General features: G+C 45.1%; 17 protein-coding genes. 5 read left to right on the top strand and 12 right to left on the bottom strand.

Annotated elements, in window-relative coordinates; genetic code table 11:
• Positions 1-14 precede the first annotated feature (14 nt).
• The 3 genes from AB4135_RS18470 to AB4135_RS18460 form a co-directional block, all read right to left on the bottom strand.
• Entirely contained in the window at positions 15-1,727 is a 1,713-nt protein-coding gene (locus AB4135_RS18470) for a DUF3373 domain-containing protein (protein WP_371994922.1), read from the bottom strand.
• Between the two features lie 173 nt (positions 1,728-1,900).
• Positions 1,901-2,230: a cytochrome c gene (locus AB4135_RS18465; RefSeq protein WP_371994921.1), complete on the bottom strand. Its 330-nt coding sequence runs from the start codon at positions 2,228-2,230 to the stop codon at positions 1,901-1,903.
• Positions 2,231-2,667: 437 nt separating this feature from the next.
• Positions 2,668-3,387: an SDR family oxidoreductase gene (locus AB4135_RS18460; RefSeq protein WP_371994920.1), complete on the bottom strand. Its 720-nt coding sequence runs from the start codon at positions 3,385-3,387 to the stop codon at positions 2,668-2,670.
• 200 nt (positions 3,388-3,587) lie between these two features.
• Between AB4135_RS18460 and AB4135_RS18455 the strand changes: the two genes are divergently transcribed.
• The gene (locus AB4135_RS18455) at positions 3,588-4,487 is read left to right on the top strand and encodes a LysR family transcriptional regulator (protein WP_371994919.1); all 900 of its coding nucleotides are present in this window, start codon (positions 3,588-3,590) and stop codon (positions 4,485-4,487) included.
• A gap of 203 nt (positions 4,488-4,690) precedes the next feature.
• Here AB4135_RS18455 and AB4135_RS18450 read toward each other — a convergent pair whose 3' ends face one another.
• From AB4135_RS18450 to AB4135_RS18420, 7 genes are all read right to left on the bottom strand, one after another.
• Positions 4,691-4,888 (bottom strand): hypothetical protein, encoded by a 198-nt coding sequence (locus tag AB4135_RS18450; RefSeq protein ID WP_371994918.1) that lies wholly within the window; start codon positions 4,886-4,888, stop codon positions 4,691-4,693.
• Positions 4,889-5,085: 197 nt separating this feature from the next.
• Positions 5,086-6,021, bottom strand: a complete 936-nt coding sequence (locus AB4135_RS18445) for a sugar phosphate isomerase/epimerase family protein (protein ID WP_371994917.1) — start codon at positions 6,019-6,021, stop codon at positions 5,086-5,088.
• 53 nt (positions 6,022-6,074) lie between these two features.
• Positions 6,075-7,808 carry a GMC oxidoreductase gene (locus AB4135_RS18440; protein ID WP_371994916.1) on the bottom strand — a complete coding sequence of 578 codons (1,734 nt, stop codon included), beginning with the start codon at positions 7,806-7,808 and terminating at the stop codon, positions 6,075-6,077.
• Between the two features lie 51 nt (positions 7,809-7,859).
• Positions 7,860-8,486: a gluconate 2-dehydrogenase subunit 3 family protein gene (locus AB4135_RS18435; protein ID WP_371994915.1), complete on the bottom strand. Its 627-nt coding sequence runs from the start codon at positions 8,484-8,486 to the stop codon at positions 7,860-7,862.
• Positions 8,476-9,729 carry a sugar MFS transporter gene (locus AB4135_RS18430; RefSeq protein WP_371994928.1) on the bottom strand — a complete coding sequence of 418 codons (1,254 nt, stop codon included), beginning with the start codon at positions 9,727-9,729 and terminating at the stop codon, positions 8,476-8,478. The genes AB4135_RS18435 and AB4135_RS18430 overlap by 11 nt, the downstream gene beginning before the upstream one ends.
• Before the next feature lie 20 nt (positions 9,730-9,749).
• The gene (locus AB4135_RS18425; protein WP_371994914.1) at positions 9,750-10,799 is read right to left on the bottom strand and encodes a sugar phosphate isomerase/epimerase family protein; all 1,050 of its coding nucleotides are present in this window, start codon (positions 10,797-10,799) and stop codon (positions 9,750-9,752) included.
• Positions 10,799-11,968 carry a Gfo/Idh/MocA family protein gene (locus AB4135_RS18420; protein WP_371994913.1) on the bottom strand — a complete coding sequence of 390 codons (1,170 nt, stop codon included), beginning with the start codon at positions 11,966-11,968 and terminating at the stop codon, positions 10,799-10,801. The genes AB4135_RS18425 and AB4135_RS18420 overlap by 1 nt, the downstream gene beginning before the upstream one ends.
• Before the next feature lie 167 nt (positions 11,969-12,135).
• Here AB4135_RS18420 and AB4135_RS18415 point away from each other — a divergent pair, with 167 nt between their 5' ends.
• Positions 12,136-12,879, top strand: a complete 744-nt coding sequence (locus AB4135_RS18415; RefSeq protein WP_371994912.1) for a helix-turn-helix domain-containing protein — start codon at positions 12,136-12,138, stop codon at positions 12,877-12,879.
• 329 nt (positions 12,880-13,208) lie between these two features.
• The gene (locus AB4135_RS18410; protein ID WP_371994911.1) at positions 13,209-14,402 is read left to right on the top strand and encodes a conjugal transfer protein TraF; all 1,194 of its coding nucleotides are present in this window, start codon (positions 13,209-13,211) and stop codon (positions 14,400-14,402) included.
• Between the two features lie 26 nt (positions 14,403-14,428).
• Here the strand turns inward: AB4135_RS18410 and AB4135_RS18405 are convergent, their stop codons facing one another.
• Positions 14,429-15,157 (bottom strand): sulfite exporter TauE/SafE family protein, encoded by a 729-nt coding sequence (locus tag AB4135_RS18405; RefSeq protein ID WP_371994910.1) that lies wholly within the window; start codon positions 15,155-15,157, stop codon positions 14,429-14,431.
• Positions 15,158-15,424: 267 nt separating this feature from the next.
• Positions 15,425-15,739, bottom strand: coding sequence for a met regulon transcriptional regulator MetJ (gene metJ, locus AB4135_RS18400; protein ID WP_020914530.1), 315 nt, complete (start codon positions 15,737-15,739; stop codon positions 15,425-15,427).
• A gap of 209 nt (positions 15,740-15,948) precedes the next feature.
• On the opposite strand from metJ, the gene metB reads away from it, so the two are divergent.
• The gene (gene metB, locus AB4135_RS18395; protein ID WP_371994909.1) at positions 15,949-17,109 is read left to right on the top strand and encodes a cystathionine gamma-synthase; all 1,161 of its coding nucleotides are present in this window, start codon (positions 15,949-15,951) and stop codon (positions 17,107-17,109) included.
• A gap of 15 nt (positions 17,110-17,124) precedes the next feature.
• Positions 17,125-19,518: a bifunctional aspartate kinase/homoserine dehydrogenase II gene (locus AB4135_RS18390; protein ID WP_371994908.1), complete on the top strand. Its 2,394-nt coding sequence runs from the start codon at positions 17,125-17,127 to the stop codon at positions 19,516-19,518.
• Positions 19,519-19,863: the final 345 nt, after the last annotated feature.

Raw genomic sequence — 19,863 nt, 5'->3', positions numbered from 1 at the left:
GGGATTATCCAAGCTTAGAATTTAACGGTAAGAGAGGCGTTGAGGTCGTACGCTGTGTCGACCACAGGCAACATTGAGTAAGCGCTACCTTCGATAACATCATCGATTTTTTGTGGAGCACCAACGGGAGTGCCGCTGCCGGTATATTCGAAGTCGTAATACAATCCAGCCAGTTTGATGAACATATTAGGGTTGATATCGAACATATAATACGCTTCAGCAACATGGCCTCTTGTGGCTAACTTACTGCCGATAGGATCGTCTTGTGCCTGGGTAAACGGCGTCCAGTATTTTGAGCCATAGTTGTATTCAAAACCGACCTTGCCGTAAGGCGCGGGGATCTGAATGCCGGCATAGATGCTGTAACCGTCTTTGGCACCACTATCATCGGCAGCACTTGGCATCATGATGATCTCTGTGCCGTCGGCATTGAGCTGAGCTTCAAATACAGCATCACTTAACATGCCGCCAAACATACCAGCGTTACCATTGCCATCGGCGCGAGTCCAACCACCAGACACAAACCATTTCACGTCGTTATCTTCTTCACGTGAGAAGCCAATGCCGCCTAAGAACATGTCGCCAATGACACCACTTGGCTGTACCCGAGTGACGAAGTTAAAGTTGTCGAATTTTTGCATATCTTGATACATGGTTGGTGCAAAAATTCCGGCTAACTGAGTGGGGAATGCCATGGTGCCTTTGAAGCCATCATTGACGTCTTTAGCACCAAATAGGGTGAACTGGAGGAAGTTTTTACCATCGTTAATGGCATCAATATTAAATCCGCCGAGATGGGTATCTTTAGTGACGATGTCACCGAATAGCTCACCGTTGCCCCACTGTGATTCAAAACCTTGGCCGTAGCAGAATCGCACTACTTGGCCCTCGACGCCGGTAATATCACCGAGATGATAGCCCATGGTCGCGCCGTCAAAATTGAAGTTAACTAAGTGGCCTGAAGGAGTGCCGCCACGCTTTTCGTTTTCACGGTATTGGGTTGGTGGGCCGTAAGTTGATGGACGGCGTCCAATTGATAGATACAGCGGCGAGCCGTTAATGTTTTTCCAGTCAAAGTAGGCGCGTTCAACTCTAAGCCAATCGCCACTAGTACTGCCACCGTTAGTGCCGTCCATGGTGAATGAATTCCATGAGTCAAACACTTTTACGCCAGTTGAATCACCCCAGTTTTTATACATCGAGAGTCGACCAGCAAAGCTGACGTTATCCCAAACTTTGGCTTTCAGGTTAAGTCTGAGGCGAGTGGTGTAAAAAATATCGTTGTCGATATCTTGAGTTGTCTTAGGTGCTAATACATAAGGCATAACGCCTTGCAATTGACCACTTTGGAATGCCGCCGCCAAGTTAGGATCCGCTGCCATCATTTTACCCAAAGGCGAATTGGCATCAGTAGATGAGCCAAATACACCAGACATTGCCTTGGCACCAAAGTCATTGAAATTGACTTTAATAGCGGGATTCCAAGTTACGTTTTGATAGTGCAATGTGTGGGCTTTAGTACGGAAGTCGCCAGTAATTTCAAGTCTGTCGAGCGCTGTATGCCGCTCATTAGTGTCGACACGATCATTGAGGTCGTCGAGTTCACTGGTGATATCTTCAAGCTGAGCTTTTAGGTCGGCAATTTTTTGAGCATCGTTATCATTAGCATAAACGCTACCAGAAAAAGCGAGGGCATTGGCTACAAGCAGTGAAATAAGGGTACGCATAACATCTCTCCTTTTGAGTATTAACCATCTTGTTTTGTGATTAACCTCGATTGATGTTGAAGAATGACCTCGAGATTGCTGATTTTTGGCAGCACTAGTCCCTGAGGTATTCCCCATTTTTCAATTTAAAGTGTTGTTAGTTATTGATTAGAAGGACTTAATCCCTCATACGGTTAACCACAAGTTTGTGGTTGATCTGAATCGGCCGCATGGTCATATAGGAATTGTTGAATGTCCTTAAGATCTTTTTCTGATAGTGCGTTGAATGCCTCTTGATCACCTTTGTGCTTCATGCGTTTAAAGAAGCGATCCCACTGGCTCATGGTTTTCGTCATTGGGGTTATTTCACCGCCAATGTCACCTTGGCTATGGCAAGCTTTGCACTCTTTTTTATACAGATGTTTGCCTTTTTTCGGGTTGCCGCCGTCTGCTGCTTGGGCTTGAAGTCCCAAAGACAGCGCAAGAGCAAGACCTATTGCGATTTTTGTGATTGTTTTCATCATCAATTCCTTACTATTTTTTATAGGTATTACGCCGTCCTTTGCGTGGTTAACAGAATGGTTCCAAAGTGCTTCTGTGTTGTTATTTAATTTAGCAAAGAGATGTTGATGATTAGTTGAGCGAGATCACTTTCATGCTAAAAATCTAATTGATAAAAATATCATTGAAGTAAATCTAATGGACTTTTGGTTTTTACTTTAAGTGCATGTTTATTTTGGGTTTAATTTTATGGTGTGCAGTCGGTAGGGATTTGTTTGCTTGTTTTCTTGCGACTTTTAGATTGTTACAGATCACATTTATTATTTTTAGCTATCCCTAAAGTAATAGAATGGTTAATTTTAAGTGACAAAAAAGCCTTAACAGCGAATGCTGTTAAGGCTTAGATTAGGCGCTATAATTTACGCAGCGAACACTTTGAGCAAGTGCTCGCTGATCATCATTAAGGCTGTTGACGTGTAGTCGCTAGAACGATTTCACGAACACATACGTTTTGTGGCTGTTCGAAAGCAAAGATAGCAGCATCAGCAATTGATTTTGGCTCAATAATGCCGCCCATGAACTCTTTCCAATCTTCATAGCCCGCTTTAATGTCGTCATTAGTGGTGTGGCTAAGTAGTGGAGTTTCAACTGCACCTGGTGCGATGGTGATCATACGAACGTCATCCATTGCCACTTCTTCACGAATGTTTTCAGTTAACGCGTGAACAGCAAACTTAGTAGCACAATATGCAGCATGGTTCGGGAATGTTTTACGACCCGCAACTGAGCTAATGTTGATGATAGTACCGGTTTTGCGCTCTTTCATACCTGCAAGTACCGCGTGAATACCGTTAAGTACACCCATCACGTTAACGTTAAGCATCTGGCTCCACTCGGCTGGATCTTGTACGTCAGCTGCGCCAAGTAGCATTACGCCAGCGTTATTAATTAAGCCGCCAACAGGGCCAAATTTAGCTTCAGCAGTGGCAATCGCACTTTTCATTGCTGCAGCGTCAGTCACATCAACACTAGTGCAAATGGTGTTTTCAAGCTTTAGTGCTTCCATTGGTTCAACGCGGCGAGCCAACAAAAGCAGTGGGTGACCTTTAGCATTAAAAGCTTGTGCCATTGCTGCGCCAATACCTGAAGATGCACCAGTTATTACGATAAGTTGTTTCATATAAACCTCAGTCAAAATATATTACGCCACTCAATGCAGTTGAACTGACAGTATTGAGGCGGCAATGTTAGTTGTCCATGTCGAATTGGGCGTAGTTTAACGTTATGGTTATTGTTGATATATAATGTATAGCGAACATCATTGTTTACATTTGACTCCTAATGTAAGCTTGCCACTCTGTTTTCAGTCGAGCTGATGAGATGTACAAAGATTTAAATTTAGCAGATGTTAGAGCATTTACAGTGATTGCCGAGCAGGGCAGTTTTACTTTGGCAGCTGAAAAGCTAAGCTGTTCACGCTCGCACCTATCTAAGCAATTGACCCAGTTAGAAACTTATCTCGGCGTCACCTTGATCACCCGCACGACAAGAGCGCAAAGGTTAACCGATCAAGGCGAGTTTTTTTATGAGCGCTGCCAACATGCCCTCGACGTGATGGAGCAAGCCGTGGCAAAGACGGTAGATAATGCGCAAAACCTGCAGGGGAATATCAATATTAACTGTGTTGGCGGCTATATTGGTGAGGAGATCGTCACCCGCTTGGTAAATGATTTTATTAGCGCCCACCCCAATATCAGCATTAACCTCGACTTTAGCAGCCAGCGAGTAGATCTTGTGTTAGATCATTTTGATCTGGTATTTCGCATGGGAGAGTTAGAGGACTCGGGGCTGGTGGCGCGTAAGCTAATGGACATTAATAACTGTACGCTAGCGGCGCCAGCTTATCTTGAGCAAAAAGGTTTCCCTTCTCATCCTAAAGCACTGCATGAACACAGTTGTATTATCGGCTCGATTAACCACTGGAGCTTTCAGCAAAAAGCGGATGCGCAGCAAAAAGCAGAGGTGGCAATTACCGGTAAGTTTCGTTGTAAGAATGGTCGAGTAATGAAAAGCAGTGCCTTAGCGGGGCATGGCATTGTGCGCTTGCCTGAGCTTTATTGCATTGACGAGCTACGTCGCGGTGAGCTAGTCCATGTTTTCGACCAATGGCATATTCCGGCCACACCTTTGTATCTGCTATACAGTAAAGACAAGTTTCAACCTGCAAGATTACGGGAGTTTATAGCTTTTACTACCCAGCATTTCTTGGACTATGTTTGATCTTTTCTGTTGATAATCTAACGGCGAACATTATAACTCTAGCCTAGCGGTTGAGTATATTTTCAGTGCTTCGCCCACATCTGAATTGGAGATAATCGCAGTATTAATATGTACCAGCACAGGCAATTTTTGCGAACAGGCTAGATGCCTTCTGAATATAGCTCCTCTAGCTAGTTTGGCCGCTCTACTACTAGAGTAAATAGTTATGCTTGCTCAAGTAGCTCTTCGACTCCGGTGACACCAAAGTACTGCACTGAGTTTTTGATAGTGATTTTTTTGGCTATCAGTTCACCATCTTTATAGATCTTAACGACTTTCTTACCGCCTCTGTCATTGGTGCTGTACTCGTATTCATCGTTAAGGCGAAGCTCGTCGAATTGAGATTTCATGATCAGATGCATAATTGCTCCTATTCAGATTAAGTATAACGCTTATCTAATTAGACTCTCGTTTTTAGTGAATAGTTTCTGTTAGTGGTGTTCGAGCAGTGCTCTTTGAATATAGATGACTGTGACCGAATTCGCCTGTTAGGTGGTATATGTCTTGCGCCATCGAGCTATGTTATGACAGCTCGATGACGTGGCTTTGTTATCTACACTTATAAGTTGCTGATAATTTTGTCTAAACCTGCTTTGGATAATGCGACAGATTCAAGCGGACTGAGTCCGTCAGGGTACTCTTCTTGCTCGACCACAAACCATTGGGTGCCACCAACGGTAATGTTGCTGTTGATTACCGCTGGCCAGTCAATCATGTCTTCGCCAATAATTGCACGTTTTCCTGCTAAGGCTTCGGTGGCCACAAAGCTCTTTGGCAGCTTAGCTTTAAAGTGGGTGGTCAGAGTACGGTTTGGGTAGCGGTTGATATAGAGCACTGGGCTTTTTTCGGCGTATGCCACCCAACCGACGTCCATCTGCATCACAAAGTCATCAGCAGTATTGCGGGCTATTTGATCCCAAAATGTGTGCTGTTGATAGGCCTCAAACTCTTCATCATGGTTGTGGTAACCAAAGCGTAATCCTTCAGCTTTTAACTGCTCGTTTAGCTTATTAAGATCGCTGACCAATTCATTAATTTTATCTGGATCATTGGCGCGCTCGTCCCAAGGAACAATCACGCTATCAACCCCTAAGGTTTTATAAAATGCCACTGATTTAGCAAAGTGGGTTTCATCGAAGTGCTTAAAGCGCACATGTGCGCCGCTAGCTTGCAGCCCTAGGCTGGCGAGGTAATCTTTAAGTCCTTGTGGATCATCGGCATAAGGACCAAAGTCACCGGCAAATTCAACACCGACAAACCCCATCGCGGCGATGCGGGTGAGCGTTTGCTCAAAGTTTGCTTTCAGGTCATCTTTTACCGAGTATAGCTGCACGCTGATTTTCGGTAGGTCTATGCTCGCTTCAACTTTTGTGGTTGAAGCGCTTGCTGTTGGCTTAGGTGGGGTCACAGTTGCTGTCTCCTGCGGCGTTGAGTCGGTACAAGCAATCACCATAAGCGAAAGTGCAATAAGGCTGATATTAGAGAGTCTATTCATTATAAAATCCATGCTTTTAATTGTATTTAAATCGGTTTAATTAGAGCGCCTAGTTAAAGTCTTTGTTGTTGTAGTTCTTTGGCGGCGTAATCAACGGCTCTTGCAGTTAGCGCCATAAAGGTCAGGCTGGGATTCTGCACTGCCGATGAGCAGAAACTTGAACCATCAGTGACAAAAAGGTTGGGTACGTCGTGGCTTTGGTTATAACCATTTAAATATGAGGTTTTTGGATCGCGCCCCATTCTTGCGGTGCCAACTTCATGGATTGCCAGCCCTGGCGCTTCGTTGGTCACTTCAGTGTTGATATTGGTTAAGCCTGCCGCCGTAAGCATTATCTCTACTTGATTGGCTGCATCATGCATCATGGCTCGCTCATTCTCAGAGAACTGACAATTGATATTGAGCTGAGGAATGCCCCATTTATCTTTTAAGTTTGTGTGCAGGCTAACGTGGTTTTCATAGCGTGGCAGCATCTCCCCTTGAGCCCATAAACCAAACTTCCATTTACCTGGGCGCTTTAGTTTGTTTTTAAAATCCACACCAATACCGTCACTACGCTGCATACTTTTCCAGTCTTCCCGGTAAGCACGCCCAGAGAGTGCGTAGCCCCGTAGGAAACCGCGTTTGTTATCTGGCTTATAGTTAAAGTTGGGCATGTACACACCGGTAGGGCGACGACCGGAATAGAACTCATCATCAAATCCGGCCAAGTCGCCAGTGCCGCCAGCATTGTAATTATGATCCATTAAATAGTGACCGAGTACTCCTGAGCTATTACCAATACCGTTAGGGAAACGCTTAGAGGTGGAGTTGAGCAAGATCTGAGTTGAGCCTAACGTTGAAGCACAGACAAATACCACTTTAGCGAAGTACTCCCGCTGGCTAAGGTCATCGTTATCAATGACTCTGACCCCTTTGACTCGATTGCTGCTTTCGTCATAAATCAGGCTGTGAACCACGCTATTGGCAGCGATATGCAAGTTATTAGTTGCTGCAGCTGCGGGCAGGGTTGAGCTTTGTGTTGAGAAGTACGCGCCAAAAGAGCAACCCGCTTGGCACTCGTTACGTGCCTTACACTGCATCCGGCCTTGAGACACCTGCAGCTCGGTTGGCTCGGTTAAATGAGCGGCACGGCCAATAATCATTGGGCGTTCTGGGTAGAGCGCTGAAAACTGCTTTTGTAGTGCTTTTTCGGGGCCATTGAGCTCGAATGGCGGCAAAAACTCGCTATCAGGCAGGTTGGGTAGATTTTCTTTACTACCACTAATACCGGCGTGACGCTCTACATGGGAATACCAATCAGCAATATCTGCATAGCGAATAGGCCAGTCATTACCGTGACCATCAGCTTTATTGGCGATAAAATCATACGGTCCCCAACGATAAGATTGTCGATGCCAAAGTAGCGATTTACCGCCCAATTGATTAGCTCTAATCCAGCTAAATTGAGTACCTTTAGCTGTGGTATAAGGCAGGTCTTTATCGTTACCAAAGAAGTGTTTGGTGGCATCTTTAAAGGCATAGCATTGTTTTTGGATTTTGTGTTGCTCGTTCACAAGCAAGTTGTCGACGCGAGTGCGTAATGGTTGCTGCCATGGTGGAATATTCTCGCCAATATAATCTTTCCGGTGTTCGACAATACGGCCACGTTCTATCATTAAGGTTTTAAAGCCGCGTTCGGTAAACTCTTTAGCAGCCCAACCACCAGAGATCCCTGAACCTATCACGATAGCATCAAAGACAGTGTCGCTGTTCTTAATATAATATTCGTCTTTTTTGTTGTTCATCTTGTCTATCTCGCTGTGCTTTTTCTTAACAGAATATGGCGGCAAACATATCTAGTAAAACAAGCCTTGTGAGCCCCAGTTACTGTCATCTTCACCTAATGCCACAGTGCCCTTATAACCGTTGGGAATAGGGTCAAAACGCAGCTCTTTCGTCGCGCCAATCTCTGAGGTGTAATAGCCAAAACAGATTAAGCTTTTTAGAAATTTAAAGTCGTTAGTCTGTGATTTATTAAAGGGAGATTGCTCGGTGTCGATGGCATTAAGTAAATGAACTTGCTGCATGTCGCTCAGCGCCGTAAACATCAGTTGATGTTGACTTTTTGCTGCACTGTTGAGGTTATTAAGCGTAGCAATGACTCGCTGCTGTTCTCGCGCTTCATAGCAATGGATCAACTGGTTATCGATAAAACCATGACAGTCGACATCTGCAGCACTTGGTGTATTGGTGCGCGGCAATATTTGGCGGCACACTTGCGCTAATTGCTCAAGTTGCAAAGCTGTTAGGAGCTGGCCTTTTCCCTGAATACCGCCAGGCACAATTTCGTAAGCCTGTGCTACCGATAAACCATTGCCAAAGATAAACTGACCCGCGGCAAAGCTGCCAACGAGGGCGCTGAGGCCTTTTAGAAAGCGGCGTCGTTGCAGTTGTTCGTTCGAGTCTGTTTCATTATGCTGCATAGTCTTCACCATGATGGGTTTGCGGCTCACTTTTTGCTGGGCGTGCTGATTTTGCGTTTTGCTTTCTCATATAAATAAGCAACAAACTAAATGCGATGACTAATAACACTGGAAATATGGATAAACTTGCTAATACTGATTGCCCAGCAGCAAGCTCGGGGTTACTGCTTAACTGTGATGAATTTTCTCTCGCGGTATCTATCCAACTGCCGATGATGGGGTTCCAAATGCTAACACCGAACATGCCAACTCCACCCATCACCGCTAGACCAAGTGCGCCAGTTTGCGGCATTTGTTCAGCGACAAAACCTAGCATAGTAGGCCAAAAGTAAGTCACACCCAGGGCGAACAGTATCGCCGCAACGTAGACATAGCCGCCGGTCGCCCAGCTCATGCTATAAATGCCTAAGCTGGCCACTATTGCCGACCCTAGCAGCAATCCAACAGGGTTGAGGGTGGTAACTAGGAATGCTGAAAAGTATCGCCCTAGTGCCATAATGCCAGTAATGAGTGCCATGATGAGCATCGGTGAAGCACCGGAGGCGCCGAGTATTCTCTCAATCCATTGCTGAGTGCCAAGCTCTGTGGTTGCTGTGAGGGTCATGCATATTGCCATGAAGATAAATAGTGGTGAAATTAGTGCTGCAACATTACTACGAGTAGACACTTGCTGGTCGAGGATCGGCGGAAATGCCTGTCTAAAAGTGAGCATGCCGTAAACCAGCGTTGGCACCAGCATAATGGCTATTTGCGTTTGCCAGCCAAAGCCAAGCTGAGTTAACAGCTGTGATGCAAGTGCGCCTATCACGATCCCGCCTGGGAACCACACATGAAAACGGTTAAGCATGATAGTTTTCTTGTCTGGGTAAGCGGCAGCGATAAGTGGGTTACAGCCCGCTTCGACTGCACCATTGGCAAAACCTATAAAGAAAGTGGAGATCAGTAAACCATAAAAGCCCTCAGCAGAAAGAGTGAGTAGCAGCCCTAATAAGTGACAAGAGAAGGCAATGATAAGCAGTTTTTTGGCACCGAGTGAGTTGTAGACCAATCCGCCAAATAGTGTTGCTACTGGGAAGCCTAAAAATGCCATAGCATTCACCCAACCAAGTTGGTTGTCACTGAGGGCGAACTCGCTGCTGAGCTGAGTTAAAATGCCAGCCCTGATTGCAAATGTCATCGCGGTAACAGTCAATGCGATACAGCAAATCCTAAATAGCATCGAGGATTGCCTGTGGGGATTCATCATTGCTCATGTCCTTATGGTTAAAGCCCAAGTAGCTTTTGATTAAATGTGAGATTGGTTTCAACCGCGGCAAAGTCATCAAACTGTTTGTCGGTTGGCCTTATCAGTTGCTGCTCGATATATTTAGCACCTTCACTGGCACCCTCTTCAGGGTGTTTCAAGCAGCACTCCCACTCAAGCACTGCCCAGCCTTGGTAGCCATATTGGGTGAGCTTGCTAAAGATGGCTTTAAAGTCGATTTGACCATCACCCAACGAGCGGAATCGTCCGGGGCGCTCCTGCCATGATTGATAGCCACCATATACTCCAGAGCGGCCATTGGGGTTGAACTCAGCATCCTTGACGTGGAATGCTTTGATGCGTTCATGGTAGATATCGATAAAAGCCAGATAGTCTAGCTGCTGTAGTACAAAGTGACTCGGATCGTACAAAATATTGGCGCGTGGATGAAAGTCTACTTCGGCCAGAAAGCGCTCGAAGCTGGCGCCATCATGCAGGTCTTCACCTGGATGCAGCTCAAAACAGACATCGACACCCGCGGTATCAAATGCATCTAAAATCGGTCGCCAACGTACGGCTAGCTCTTTAAAGCCAAGCTCAACTAATCCTGAAGGTCGCTGCGGCCACGGGTAAATCGTTTGCCACAGCAGGGCGCCAGAGAAAGTTGCATGTGCTTTAAGGCCTAAGCGCTGGCTGGCAATGGCGGCATGCTTTAGTTGAGAAATAGCCCATTGGGTTCGCTCCGCCGGGTTTTCTCTATATTGCGGCGGTGCAAAGCTGTCAAACATAGCGTCGTATGCTGGATGGACTGCTACGAGTTGGCCTTGTAGATGGGTTGACAGTTCGGTGATAGTAAGACCGTGGCTAGCCACAACTTGAGTGATGCTGTCGCAATAACGTTGACTGCTGGCCGCTTGCTCGAGATCAAACAGCTTGGGGTCGGTAGGCAGCTGGATGCCCTTAAAACCTTTATCCGCAGCCCACTGACATAACGAGTCTAGTGAGTTGTAAGGGGCGTTATCAGCCATAAATTGTGCCAGAAAAATCGCAGGGCCTTTAATCTGCTGCATTAGCTCTGCACTCCAAGCTCAGTGTTTGCTAGCCTGTGCCACTTAGCTTCCCCTTGGCTGGCGGACACAACACCTTCAATAAAGGCCATTCCCGTTATAGCGGCATCAATGCCAGGGAGATCAAGACTAAAAGCGCTTTCAGGAAGATTGTCGAGTCTGGCATTTAATTTCGCGGCAAACTGCTTATAAATATTGGCAAAGGCTTCAATATAACCTTCTGGATGGCCCGCTGGAGTGCGGGTACATACAGCTGCAAGCGGACTGATAGCGCCGACACCGGTGCGGATCACTGAGGTGGCATCGGGACGTTTTATGATAAGGCTGTTTGGCTCCATTTGTGACCATTCAAGACTGGCTTTATCACCGTAAATTCGCAGTGTAAGGCGGTTCTCTTCACCTATCGCTATTTGACTGCTAAGCAACACACCATGAGCACCGGAGTTAAAGTTAAGCATTATACTGGCATCATCATCGAGAACGCGACCCTCGACATTGCTGCTTAAGTTTGCGCATACCTGCTCAATAGACAAACCACTGACATACTCAGCAAGATTGGCGGCGTGCACGCCGATATCACCAACGCAACAGCTTATACCTGATTGCTGTGGATCTAAGCGCCAAGCAGCCTGTTTACTGTCTTCGTCATCTTGAGACGATAACCAGCCTTGGGAGTATTCCACCAATACTTTGCGAATGGTACCAAGCTCGCCACTGGCGATGCGGTGTTTAGCTTCCTTGACCATAGGGTAGCCGTTGTAGGTATGGGTCAAGCCATAAAGTAGATCACTGCTGAGTAGTTGTTGTTTTAATGCGACTGCCTGAGCGAGGTTTATGGTTGCAGGTTTATCGCTGATAACATGGAAGCCATACTCCAGCGCCATTTTGGCTACAGGGTAATGCAAGTGGTTTGGAGTGACGATTACCACGACATCCATGCGAACACTTTCATCGAGTTTGGACTCTTCAATAAACATCTGCTCATAACTGGCGTAACAACGTTCATGTGCTAGATAGAGATTTTTACCAGAGACTAACGATTTAAATGGGTCGGCACTGAAGGCGCCACAAACTAGCTCAAACTGTCCATCAAGCCGAGCGGCCATTCGGTGGATCTCTCCAATAAAGGCTCCTTGGCCTCCGCCGACCATTCCCATTCTAATTTTGCGCATGTTTAAATTTAACCTTACTGCAGTGATTAACTTATGTTATCTAAGTGTTACTAATAGGGTTATTATGATTTCGGTTTATTATATGACAAAATCGGCGTGGTATATTTTATGCCTTTTGTAAGTCGTTGTTCAATTTCTATAAAAAATTGTAATAAGTGGAGATGCTTGTGCATCAGCGGAATAAGTGGCCAAACGAGTTAAATCAAATACTTTTACTAAGGCAGCTGGTGGAAGCCTTCGATCTTATGCCCGATATACTGTTTTGGGTGAAGGATTCAGATAGTCGGTTTATCTACGCTAATCAGTACTTTCTTGAACATGTTGGCGTGCAGACACAGGCGCAGATCTATCACTGTAATGATTTTGATTTTTCTGAGCCGCATATTGCCCGGCAATTTATTAACGATGATCAAAAAGTAATGCGAGGTAATCGGGTTAATGACCGGTTGGAGATGAATCGTCTTAAAGGCCAGGAGGTTGCGTGGTTTATTACTTCTAAACGGCCAATTATAAATGATACAGGTGAGGTGGTTGGTTCCTATGGTATATCACGACATTTGCAGAAAACCTCTCTGACCCTAAGCAGCATGGATGCGCTGAAAGTTCCGGTAGCATTTATTAAAGAGAACTATATGCAACCGATTACTTTAACTGAGCTAGCACAGACAGCACATCTTTCTATTAGCGCCCTAGAGCGACGATTTACTAAGCATTTAGGGCAAACACCGAAACAGTTTATCAATGAGGTGAGGCTAGAAAGCGCGCGTCGATTGCTGATTGAGACTAATGAAAGTATTGCGAATATTGCCCAAGAAACAGGCTTTAATGACCATAGCTATTTTAGTCGCCAGTTTCAGCGCCTATTCGGCAAGAGCCCATCGCAGTTTAGGCGAGAGCATTGTACTCATTAGCCTGTTCAATTAACGGGTAAACGGCTTAGAACTTAGCTTTAGGTGACGCTAAATAAGCAAGTCAGAGCATGAGTTTTAAGGTTCTGATATATCGTAGTTATATGCGTTTTATCGTCATTTTTCTTCATCATTCTGCAAGCCTATTGAACCCACATTGACCTGAGTTAATATTGGCTGGTAATAAAAATGTGTCTTTAACGTTAAAATTTATCCCTTAGTTGTTATTTTTGGCTTAGAATAACTCTAATAAGAAAAAACAATTTAAGACCTTTTTTCGATTTGGGCCGTATTGGTGTTAAAGCGTTAAGGAAATAAAAAGGGCGGAATGGATGAAACTACGTAAACTAGCGCTACTGTGTACCTTGATCCCCAGTTTTTTTGCCTACTCAGGCCAAGAATATTATGAAGCACGTAGTGATGCTATGGGCGGTGCAGGTGTTGCGGCATCGAACCATGAAGGCGCTGCATTCGTAAACCCCGCTCTACTTGGAATAAATGCCCATAAAGATAACTCTGCTGTATTGCTTATGCCTGTTTTAGGTGTTGATATGGCAGATAGCGACAACATGATCGACAAGTTCGATTCGCTTATTGATTCCTATGACGGACTGGCGGCATCGATTGATGCTGGAAATAGTGCCGATATCGATGTTTACCGAGATGAATTGATTCTGGACTTAGAATCTCTAAAGGGAACATCGGCATATGCCAGTGCAGGTCTTGGGTTTAGCGTTGCTATTCCTCATCAAAGAATGCCGATAGCCATCTTTTACAAGAGTTATGTTAATGCGGTTGGGGCTGCCAATATTGCTCAAGCCGATATCGATGCGCTTGCGGCTCTCGATCCTGTTAATCCACCAGAAGTGACAGATTTATTATCAGAAGGGCAAGTGATTGGTGGTGCAGTATCTGATTTAGGTGTCGCATTAAGCTTTCCACTTTCTATCGTTAATATGCCGATTTCTGTCGGGATCTCGCCAAAGTTCCAACGTATCGATACCTATAACTACATTGCTAACGCCAATAACTTCTCGGCCAGTGACTTTGATGACGTTGAATATCGTAATGATGAAACTAATTTCAATGTCGATGTGGGTTTTGCTATTGAACCTCTTAATGGCTTAGTGTTTGGTTTATCAGGGCGTAATCTTATCAGCCAAGATGTGGAAACTAATGAAGTTGAAGGTAATAAGTTTACCTACAGAGTTGAGCCATTGGTCACCGCCGGTGTGGCGTATGACTGGAGAAAGCTAACGGTCACCACCGACGTCGACTTGGTTGAGAATAAGAAGTTTAAAGAACTTGATGGTACACAGTATTGGCGCATTGGCGGTGAAGTTAGAGCCTTTGATTGGATGTCGCTACGACTGGGTTACCGTCATGACATGAAAGACTCTACTGCTAACATTTACTCTATTGGTTCTGGTTTTACCATTGGTGAATCTTTCTTCTTAGACTTTACTGGTATGTTTGGCAATGATGAAGCATTAGGTGGAGTATTGCAGACCTCTTATCATTTCTAAAATTGAGGCCGTTATCGGTAATGAGCCTAACTTAACTCAATAATAGACTTAATCGTCAAAATCACTGCACTTAAACTACACAAGACCAGAGTGAAAGTTCTGGTTTTTTGTTTATCAACTTTGCCTACCAGTCTCCCTGCCACCACATAGCCGAGTATAACTGACGGCAGTAACATCAAAGAAACCCACAAATGTTCAAGCTTTAATAGTCCAGCGAACCCTAGAATAGTTAAGGCGATCATAGAACTGAAAATAAAGAATGCTGATAGTGCCGCTCTAAATTGAGCAGCATCTTTACCCGCAAGTAATATCGCCAGTGGCGGTCCACCAATGGCGGCTATATTGCCAAATACACCGGACAAGATCCCTGCCATAAACAATGTAAAACGATTAACAGGCAGACTAAACTTGAGTAGGCTTAAGCCAACCGCCAAGGCCACAATAAAGGCTATAGCAAGCCCCAGAACCGCTTGAGGTGCGGTTAGAATAAGCATCGCACCTAAGGTCCCACCAGGAATACGCCCGAGTAACGCATATTGCAGTCCATTGAACTCAAGTTGTCCCCTTTCTCTAAACAACGTTAATGCAGCGATTGAAAAACCCATCAAAATCACTGGGGCTGGTACAAGAGAGGGCTCGATAATGTAAAGTAGTGGGCTGGCGACCACAGCTAAGCCAAAGCCAATTAAGCTTTGAGTTAATGCACCACAAAATATGATCAGTGAAGCGAGAATCAGTGTGCTTGGATCTAACATCTATTTAGCCCCGTAATGGCTTTAAAACTCACTCAACGAGGCGCAGAGCGAGTAGGAGTGCAATCTTAGTTAAGGCTACTGGTGTAGACTAGATTGCAATGACAACCTTGTGAATTAAGGTATAAGTCGCTATAGCCAAAAAACAGACATTATTAAATCGCTGTCTGCATTGCTTGCAAAACCGTTCAGTAACAATGGATCGGTATTAATAGAGAGCGCTATAAAATCAAAAGAGGACCACCTAAGGTCCTCAATGTCATCACTTGGTTATTCGAGCTCTTCCCACTCGATACCCATTTCATCCATGAGGCGCTTAACTTCTGCAGGCATGCTGTCAGGCTTATCTTTTGAAAGGTCACCATCATTTGGCAGCGGTTGACCTGTGTACGCGTGTAGAAACGCCTCACAGAGTAATTCGCTGTTGGTGGCGTGACGTAAGTTGTTCACTTGGCGGCGTGTACGCTCATCGGTAAGCACTTTGAGTACTTTTAAAGGAATAGAGACAGTAATTTTTTTCACTTGCTCATTCTTTTTTCCGTGTTCAGCATATGGGCTGATATAATCGCCGTTCCACTCAGTCATTGACTCACCTGTAATTTTAAAATGCGGGGCAGATTTTAACCCCTTATGCAGCGCAGTCAAATTATTGCCTCTATTTTATGACAAATGCAAATAGATTTCTAAATGCTTGGACGTCTAAACGGCTAAATTGGTTGACGAGGGTGGATAGCTTAGGTACATTTAGACGTCCAGACATCCCTAATAAGAAAATGTAGACCGAGGAGTAGTACATGACCGAGCGTAAACTAGCCACCGCTGCTGTGCGCCAAGGCATTGAGTCCGATACCCAACATGGTGCAGTTGTACCTCCCATATACCTCTCTACAAATTATTCCTTTGATGGTCACAAAAATCCAAGAGATTTTGATTACAGCCGCTCAGGTAACCCAACTCGCTCCATTCTTGGTGACGCGATTGCTGAACTAGAAAAAGGTTGTACTGGCGTGGTGACATGCACTGGAATGGCGGCAATTACTTTAGCGACAAGTTTGCTTGGTCCTGATGACTTACTAGTGGTGCCTCATGATTGTTATGGTGGCAGTTACCGCTTATTTACCAATCTGGCTAAGAAAGGTCAGTTTAAGCTAGAGGTGGTCGATCAAACTGATGCCGCCGCGTTAGCTAGCGCAATTGCTAAACAACCTAAAATGGTTTGGCTAGAAACCCCTTCAAACCCATTATTACGGGTTGTTGATATCGAAGCGATTAGCGCGGCTAGCCATGAAGTTGGCGCATTAGTTGTCGTTGATAACACCTTCCTATCGCCTATCTTGCAGCAACCGCTTTTACTTGGCGCAGATATTGTTATTCACTCAACCACCAAATACATTAATGGTCACAGCGATGTAGTGGGCGGCGCTGTGGTGGCTAAAGATGAAGAGTTGGGTGAGTTACTGCATTGGTGGTCCAATACGCTTGGGCTAACGGGTGGTGCATTTGATAGTTACCTTACATTGCGCGGAATTCGAACACTTGCAGTGAGAATTCGTGAGCATCAAGCCAATGCCCAGCGTATTCTTGCTACTCTTAGCGCTCATAGTGCAGTGGAAAAGATCTATTATCCGGGCCTTGCAGATCATCCAGGCCATGAAATTGCCGCTAAGCAGCAGAAGGGCTTCGGTGCCATGCTTAGCTTTGAGCTGAAGGGCGGTGAAGAGCACTTAATCGCTTTCTTAAAAAATCTTAATTATTTCTCTGTTGCAGAAAGCCTCGGAGGAGTAGAAAGTCTAGTGGCGGTGCCTGCAACCATGACGCATAGAGCGATGGAACCAGAAGCGCGTGCAGAGGCGGGGGTAAAAGACACCCTTATCCGTCTTTCTGTTGGTATTGAAGATGCTGACGATCTTGTTGCTGATATTGAAGCTGCGCTTAATGCAGCTGTAGCTTGTTAATTAAAGGGGTTTAGGATGGCACGTTGTCACTTACATAAATTTGGTGGCTCCAGTTTAGCCGACGCAGACTGTTACCGTCGCGTTGCACATATTCTCCTGACTCATGGTCATAGTGATGATCTAGTTGTGGTTTCCGCAGCAGGTAAAAGTACCAATTTTCTCTACCGCCTGCTTGAGCTGAGCACGACTAAGCAGCTTTGGCAGGAAGAGCTGCAAACCTTAATCAGTTTTCAACAAAAGCTGATAGAACAGTTGTTATCTAATGAGCAAGCTCGCTCCTTAAGAGAGCGACTGTCGAATGATAAAGCGCAGTTGATAAGCTTACTTTCATTAACGGCTATCAATGATTACCAGAGCAGCCAAGTGGTGAGCTTTGGTGAACGCTGGTCATCCCGCTTATTGGCAGCGTTACTGCGCGAGTCTGGGGTTGCTGCATCTGACGTAGATGCACGTACTTTATTGATAGCTGATGAAGGCGCAGTGCCACAGATTAGATTGCAAGAGTCACGTCAAAGAGTACAAAAGCGGATTGCCGCTCACCCTAACGAGCGACTGATTATTACTGGCTTTATCTGTGCAAATGACAATGGTGACACCTTGCTTCTGGGCCGTAACGGTTCAGATTTTAGTGCTACCTTGATCGCAAGCCTAGCCGATATCGAACGGGTAACTATTTGGACTGATGTTGAAGGTGTATTTAACGCCGACCCCAACAAAATCAATGACGCGAAACTATTGAGTAGCTTGTCGTTAGATGAAGCTAATCGCTTAGCCCATTTAGGCTCGCCAGTATTGCATAACCGCACTTTGCAGCCGCTATTTGATACCCAAGTTAGCCTAGCAGTACGCTCTAGTTATGCGTCTCATACAGACTTTACCTTGATTGCGCCTAAAAGCTCTTCAGCTAGTGCACCTGTAGTAACCAACCTTAATAGTGTGTATCTGTTTAATATCCAGTTGAATGGTGCTTTCTCTGAACTACTTAATCTATTGATTGATTCAGGGCTATATCCATTAGCTCACTGGTCGTTGGCACAGAAGCGCGTTGAATTAACCGTTACGCTTGAGAACCAGAAGCAAGTCCAAGCGCTGCTTGATGCCAATAGCGATGACTTGGGAATTACAGATGTTCAGGTAAGAGACGATCTGGGATTAGTTGCCTTAGTCAGTGCTGATGCAGACCTCTACCGCCGTGGTTTTGCCAGACTGTTAAGTCGTAATGCACGTCCATTGTTTAATGACGGTATGAGTTTAGTGACGTTGGTGCCACAGACGCAGGTGAACTTGCTCACTCAGAAGGTACATCGTCGCTGCGCAGGCCCGCGCAAACGTATTGGTGTACTGTTGTTAGGTGTAGGCAATATTGGTGAGGCGTGGATAGATCTGTTTGATGGCGCTAGAACTGCATTAAATAAAGAGCTTGAAGCAAGTGTTGATTTAGTGGGGCTGGTGAGTTCACGTAAAGCTTTGATCAGCGATAAGGGCATAGCCCTTGATAGCTGGAGAAGCGAATTTGAACAACAGGCAACGCCATGGCAGTACAGCCATCTTTTTGAAGAGTTGCAGGGACTTGAATGCGATGAGGTTGTAGCGCTTGATATCAGTGCGAGTGCTGATCTTACATTGCAATACCCTGAGTTTTTTGCCCGTGGTATTCATGTTGTAAGTGCTAACAAGCTTGCAGGCTCTGGCCCATTACCTTTTTATCGCGAGTTGAAGCTACAGTTGGGGAATCGCCGATTATTTTGGCGTTATAACGCCAGTTGTGGTGCCGGTCTGCCCGTGCAGCATGCGATTAATGATCTGCACAATAGTGGCGACAGCATTGAAGCGGTTGGTGGGATTTTTTCTGGCACTCTATGTTGGTTATTTGAAAACTACGATGCCGTTAAACCTTTCTCTGAGCTAGTCGTCGATGCGCGTGGACTTGGGATCACCGAACCCGATCCGCGAGATGACCTGTCTGGTCGCGACATGCAGCGCAAATTGCTTATTTTGGCTCGTGAAATTGGTTTAGAGATAGAGCTTGAAGATATAGAACTGAAATCTTTGGTACCTGCGCATCTTGCTGAGTTGCCGCTTGAGCAATTTTTATCGCGTATAAATGAGTTAGATGAAGACATGTTACAGCAATATCTTGCAGCAGTTGAGCAAGATAAAGTGCTGCGTTACGTCGCTGCATTAGACAGAGTCGATGGCAAGCTTAAGGCTGAAGTGAGCTTACAATGGGTTGATAATAGTCATCCATATGCTAATTTGACCCCTGGGGATAATGTATTTGTTATCCGCAGTAAATTCTATCAGGACAACCCGCTTATTATTCGTGGACCCGGTGCGGGTCGTCAGGTTACCGCTGCGGCAGTACAATCTGACCTGGCGCATATTTGCCGAGACTTACTGCAAGAGTAGCTACTTTAAGCAAGTTATCGTCAACTAATAGTAAGTGCATTTCAGTTTATGGAATGCACTTTTTTATTACCGGCTATACCTGTTTAGAGTTGTCAGCAGTAGAGCTCTAAAAGTCGATTATCTGACAATTGCATGAGACAAATATTTTAACTAGACAAAGCTATAGTTGCTCTCAGCATTTTATGAAATCTCTCCACTTATTAACGCTAACCTTATTTAGTTAAATTAGGTTGAGCCGCATTTACTCTGGCCCATAAGTTGAGTCGCCATTAAGTGTGATTAAAGTAACGCTGTGGTCCCAAAGGAATTGGTCTTATTTTGAGTTGTTCATTAGTTGAGTAGGGA

The sequence above is a fragment of the Shewanella sp. 10N.286.54.B9 genome, from assembly GCF_041468565.1.
Taxonomy (GTDB): Bacteria; Pseudomonadota; Gammaproteobacteria; order Enterobacterales; family Shewanellaceae; genus Shewanella.
The sequence above is the reverse complement of the archived record's forward strand: the minus strand, read 5'-3'. Positions and strand labels throughout refer to the sequence as shown.

What these genes read in the sequence shown, in the direction of transcription:
- AB4135_RS18430 (WP_371994928.1), bottom strand. Translation starts at nt 9,729, where the DNA reads ATGAATCCCCACAGGCAATCCTCGATGCTATTTAGGATTTGCTGTATC.
- AB4135_RS18455 (WP_371994919.1), top strand. Translation starts at nt 3,588, where the DNA reads ATGTACAAAGATTTAAATTTAGCAGATGTTAGAGCATTTACAGTGATT.
- AB4135_RS18470 (WP_371994922.1), bottom strand. Translation starts at nt 1,727, where the DNA reads ATGCGTACCCTTATTTCACTGCTTGTAGCCAATGCCCTCGCTTTTTCT.
- AB4135_RS18410 (WP_371994911.1), top strand. Translation starts at nt 13,209, where the DNA reads ATGAAACTACGTAAACTAGCGCTACTGTGTACCTTGATCCCCAGTTTT.
- AB4135_RS18435 (WP_371994915.1), bottom strand. Translation starts at nt 8,486, where the DNA reads ATGCAGCATAATGAAACAGACTCGAACGAACAACTGCAACGACGCCGC.
- AB4135_RS18425 (WP_371994914.1), bottom strand. Translation starts at nt 10,799, where the DNA reads ATGCAGCAGATTAAAGGCCCTGCGATTTTTCTGGCACAATTTATGGCT.
- metB (WP_371994909.1), top strand. Translation starts at nt 15,949, where the DNA reads ATGACCGAGCGTAAACTAGCCACCGCTGCTGTGCGCCAAGGCATTGAG.
- AB4135_RS18445 (WP_371994917.1), bottom strand. Translation starts at nt 6,021, where the DNA reads ATGAATAGACTCTCTAATATCAGCCTTATTGCACTTTCGCTTATGGTG.
- AB4135_RS18405 (WP_371994910.1), bottom strand. Translation starts at nt 15,157, where the DNA reads ATGTTAGATCCAAGCACACTGATTCTCGCTTCACTGATCATATTTTGT.
- AB4135_RS18440 (WP_371994916.1), bottom strand. Translation starts at nt 7,808, where the DNA reads ATGAACAACAAAAAAGACGAATATTATATTAAGAACAGCGACACTGTC.
- AB4135_RS18420 (WP_371994913.1), bottom strand. Translation starts at nt 11,968, where the DNA reads ATGCGCAAAATTAGAATGGGAATGGTCGGCGGAGGCCAAGGAGCCTTT.
- AB4135_RS18390 (WP_371994908.1), top strand. Translation starts at nt 17,125, where the DNA reads ATGGCACGTTGTCACTTACATAAATTTGGTGGCTCCAGTTTAGCCGAC.
- AB4135_RS18460 (WP_371994920.1), bottom strand. Translation starts at nt 3,387, where the DNA reads ATGAAACAACTTATCGTAATAACTGGTGCATCTTCAGGTATTGGCGCA.
- AB4135_RS18450 (WP_371994918.1), bottom strand. Translation starts at nt 4,888, where the DNA reads ATGCATCTGATCATGAAATCTCAATTCGACGAGCTTCGCCTTAACGAT.
- metJ (WP_020914530.1), bottom strand. Translation starts at nt 15,739, where the DNA reads ATGACTGAGTGGAACGGCGATTATATCAGCCCATATGCTGAACACGGA.
- AB4135_RS18465 (WP_371994921.1), bottom strand. Translation starts at nt 2,230, where the DNA reads ATGATGAAAACAATCACAAAAATCGCAATAGGTCTTGCTCTTGCGCTG.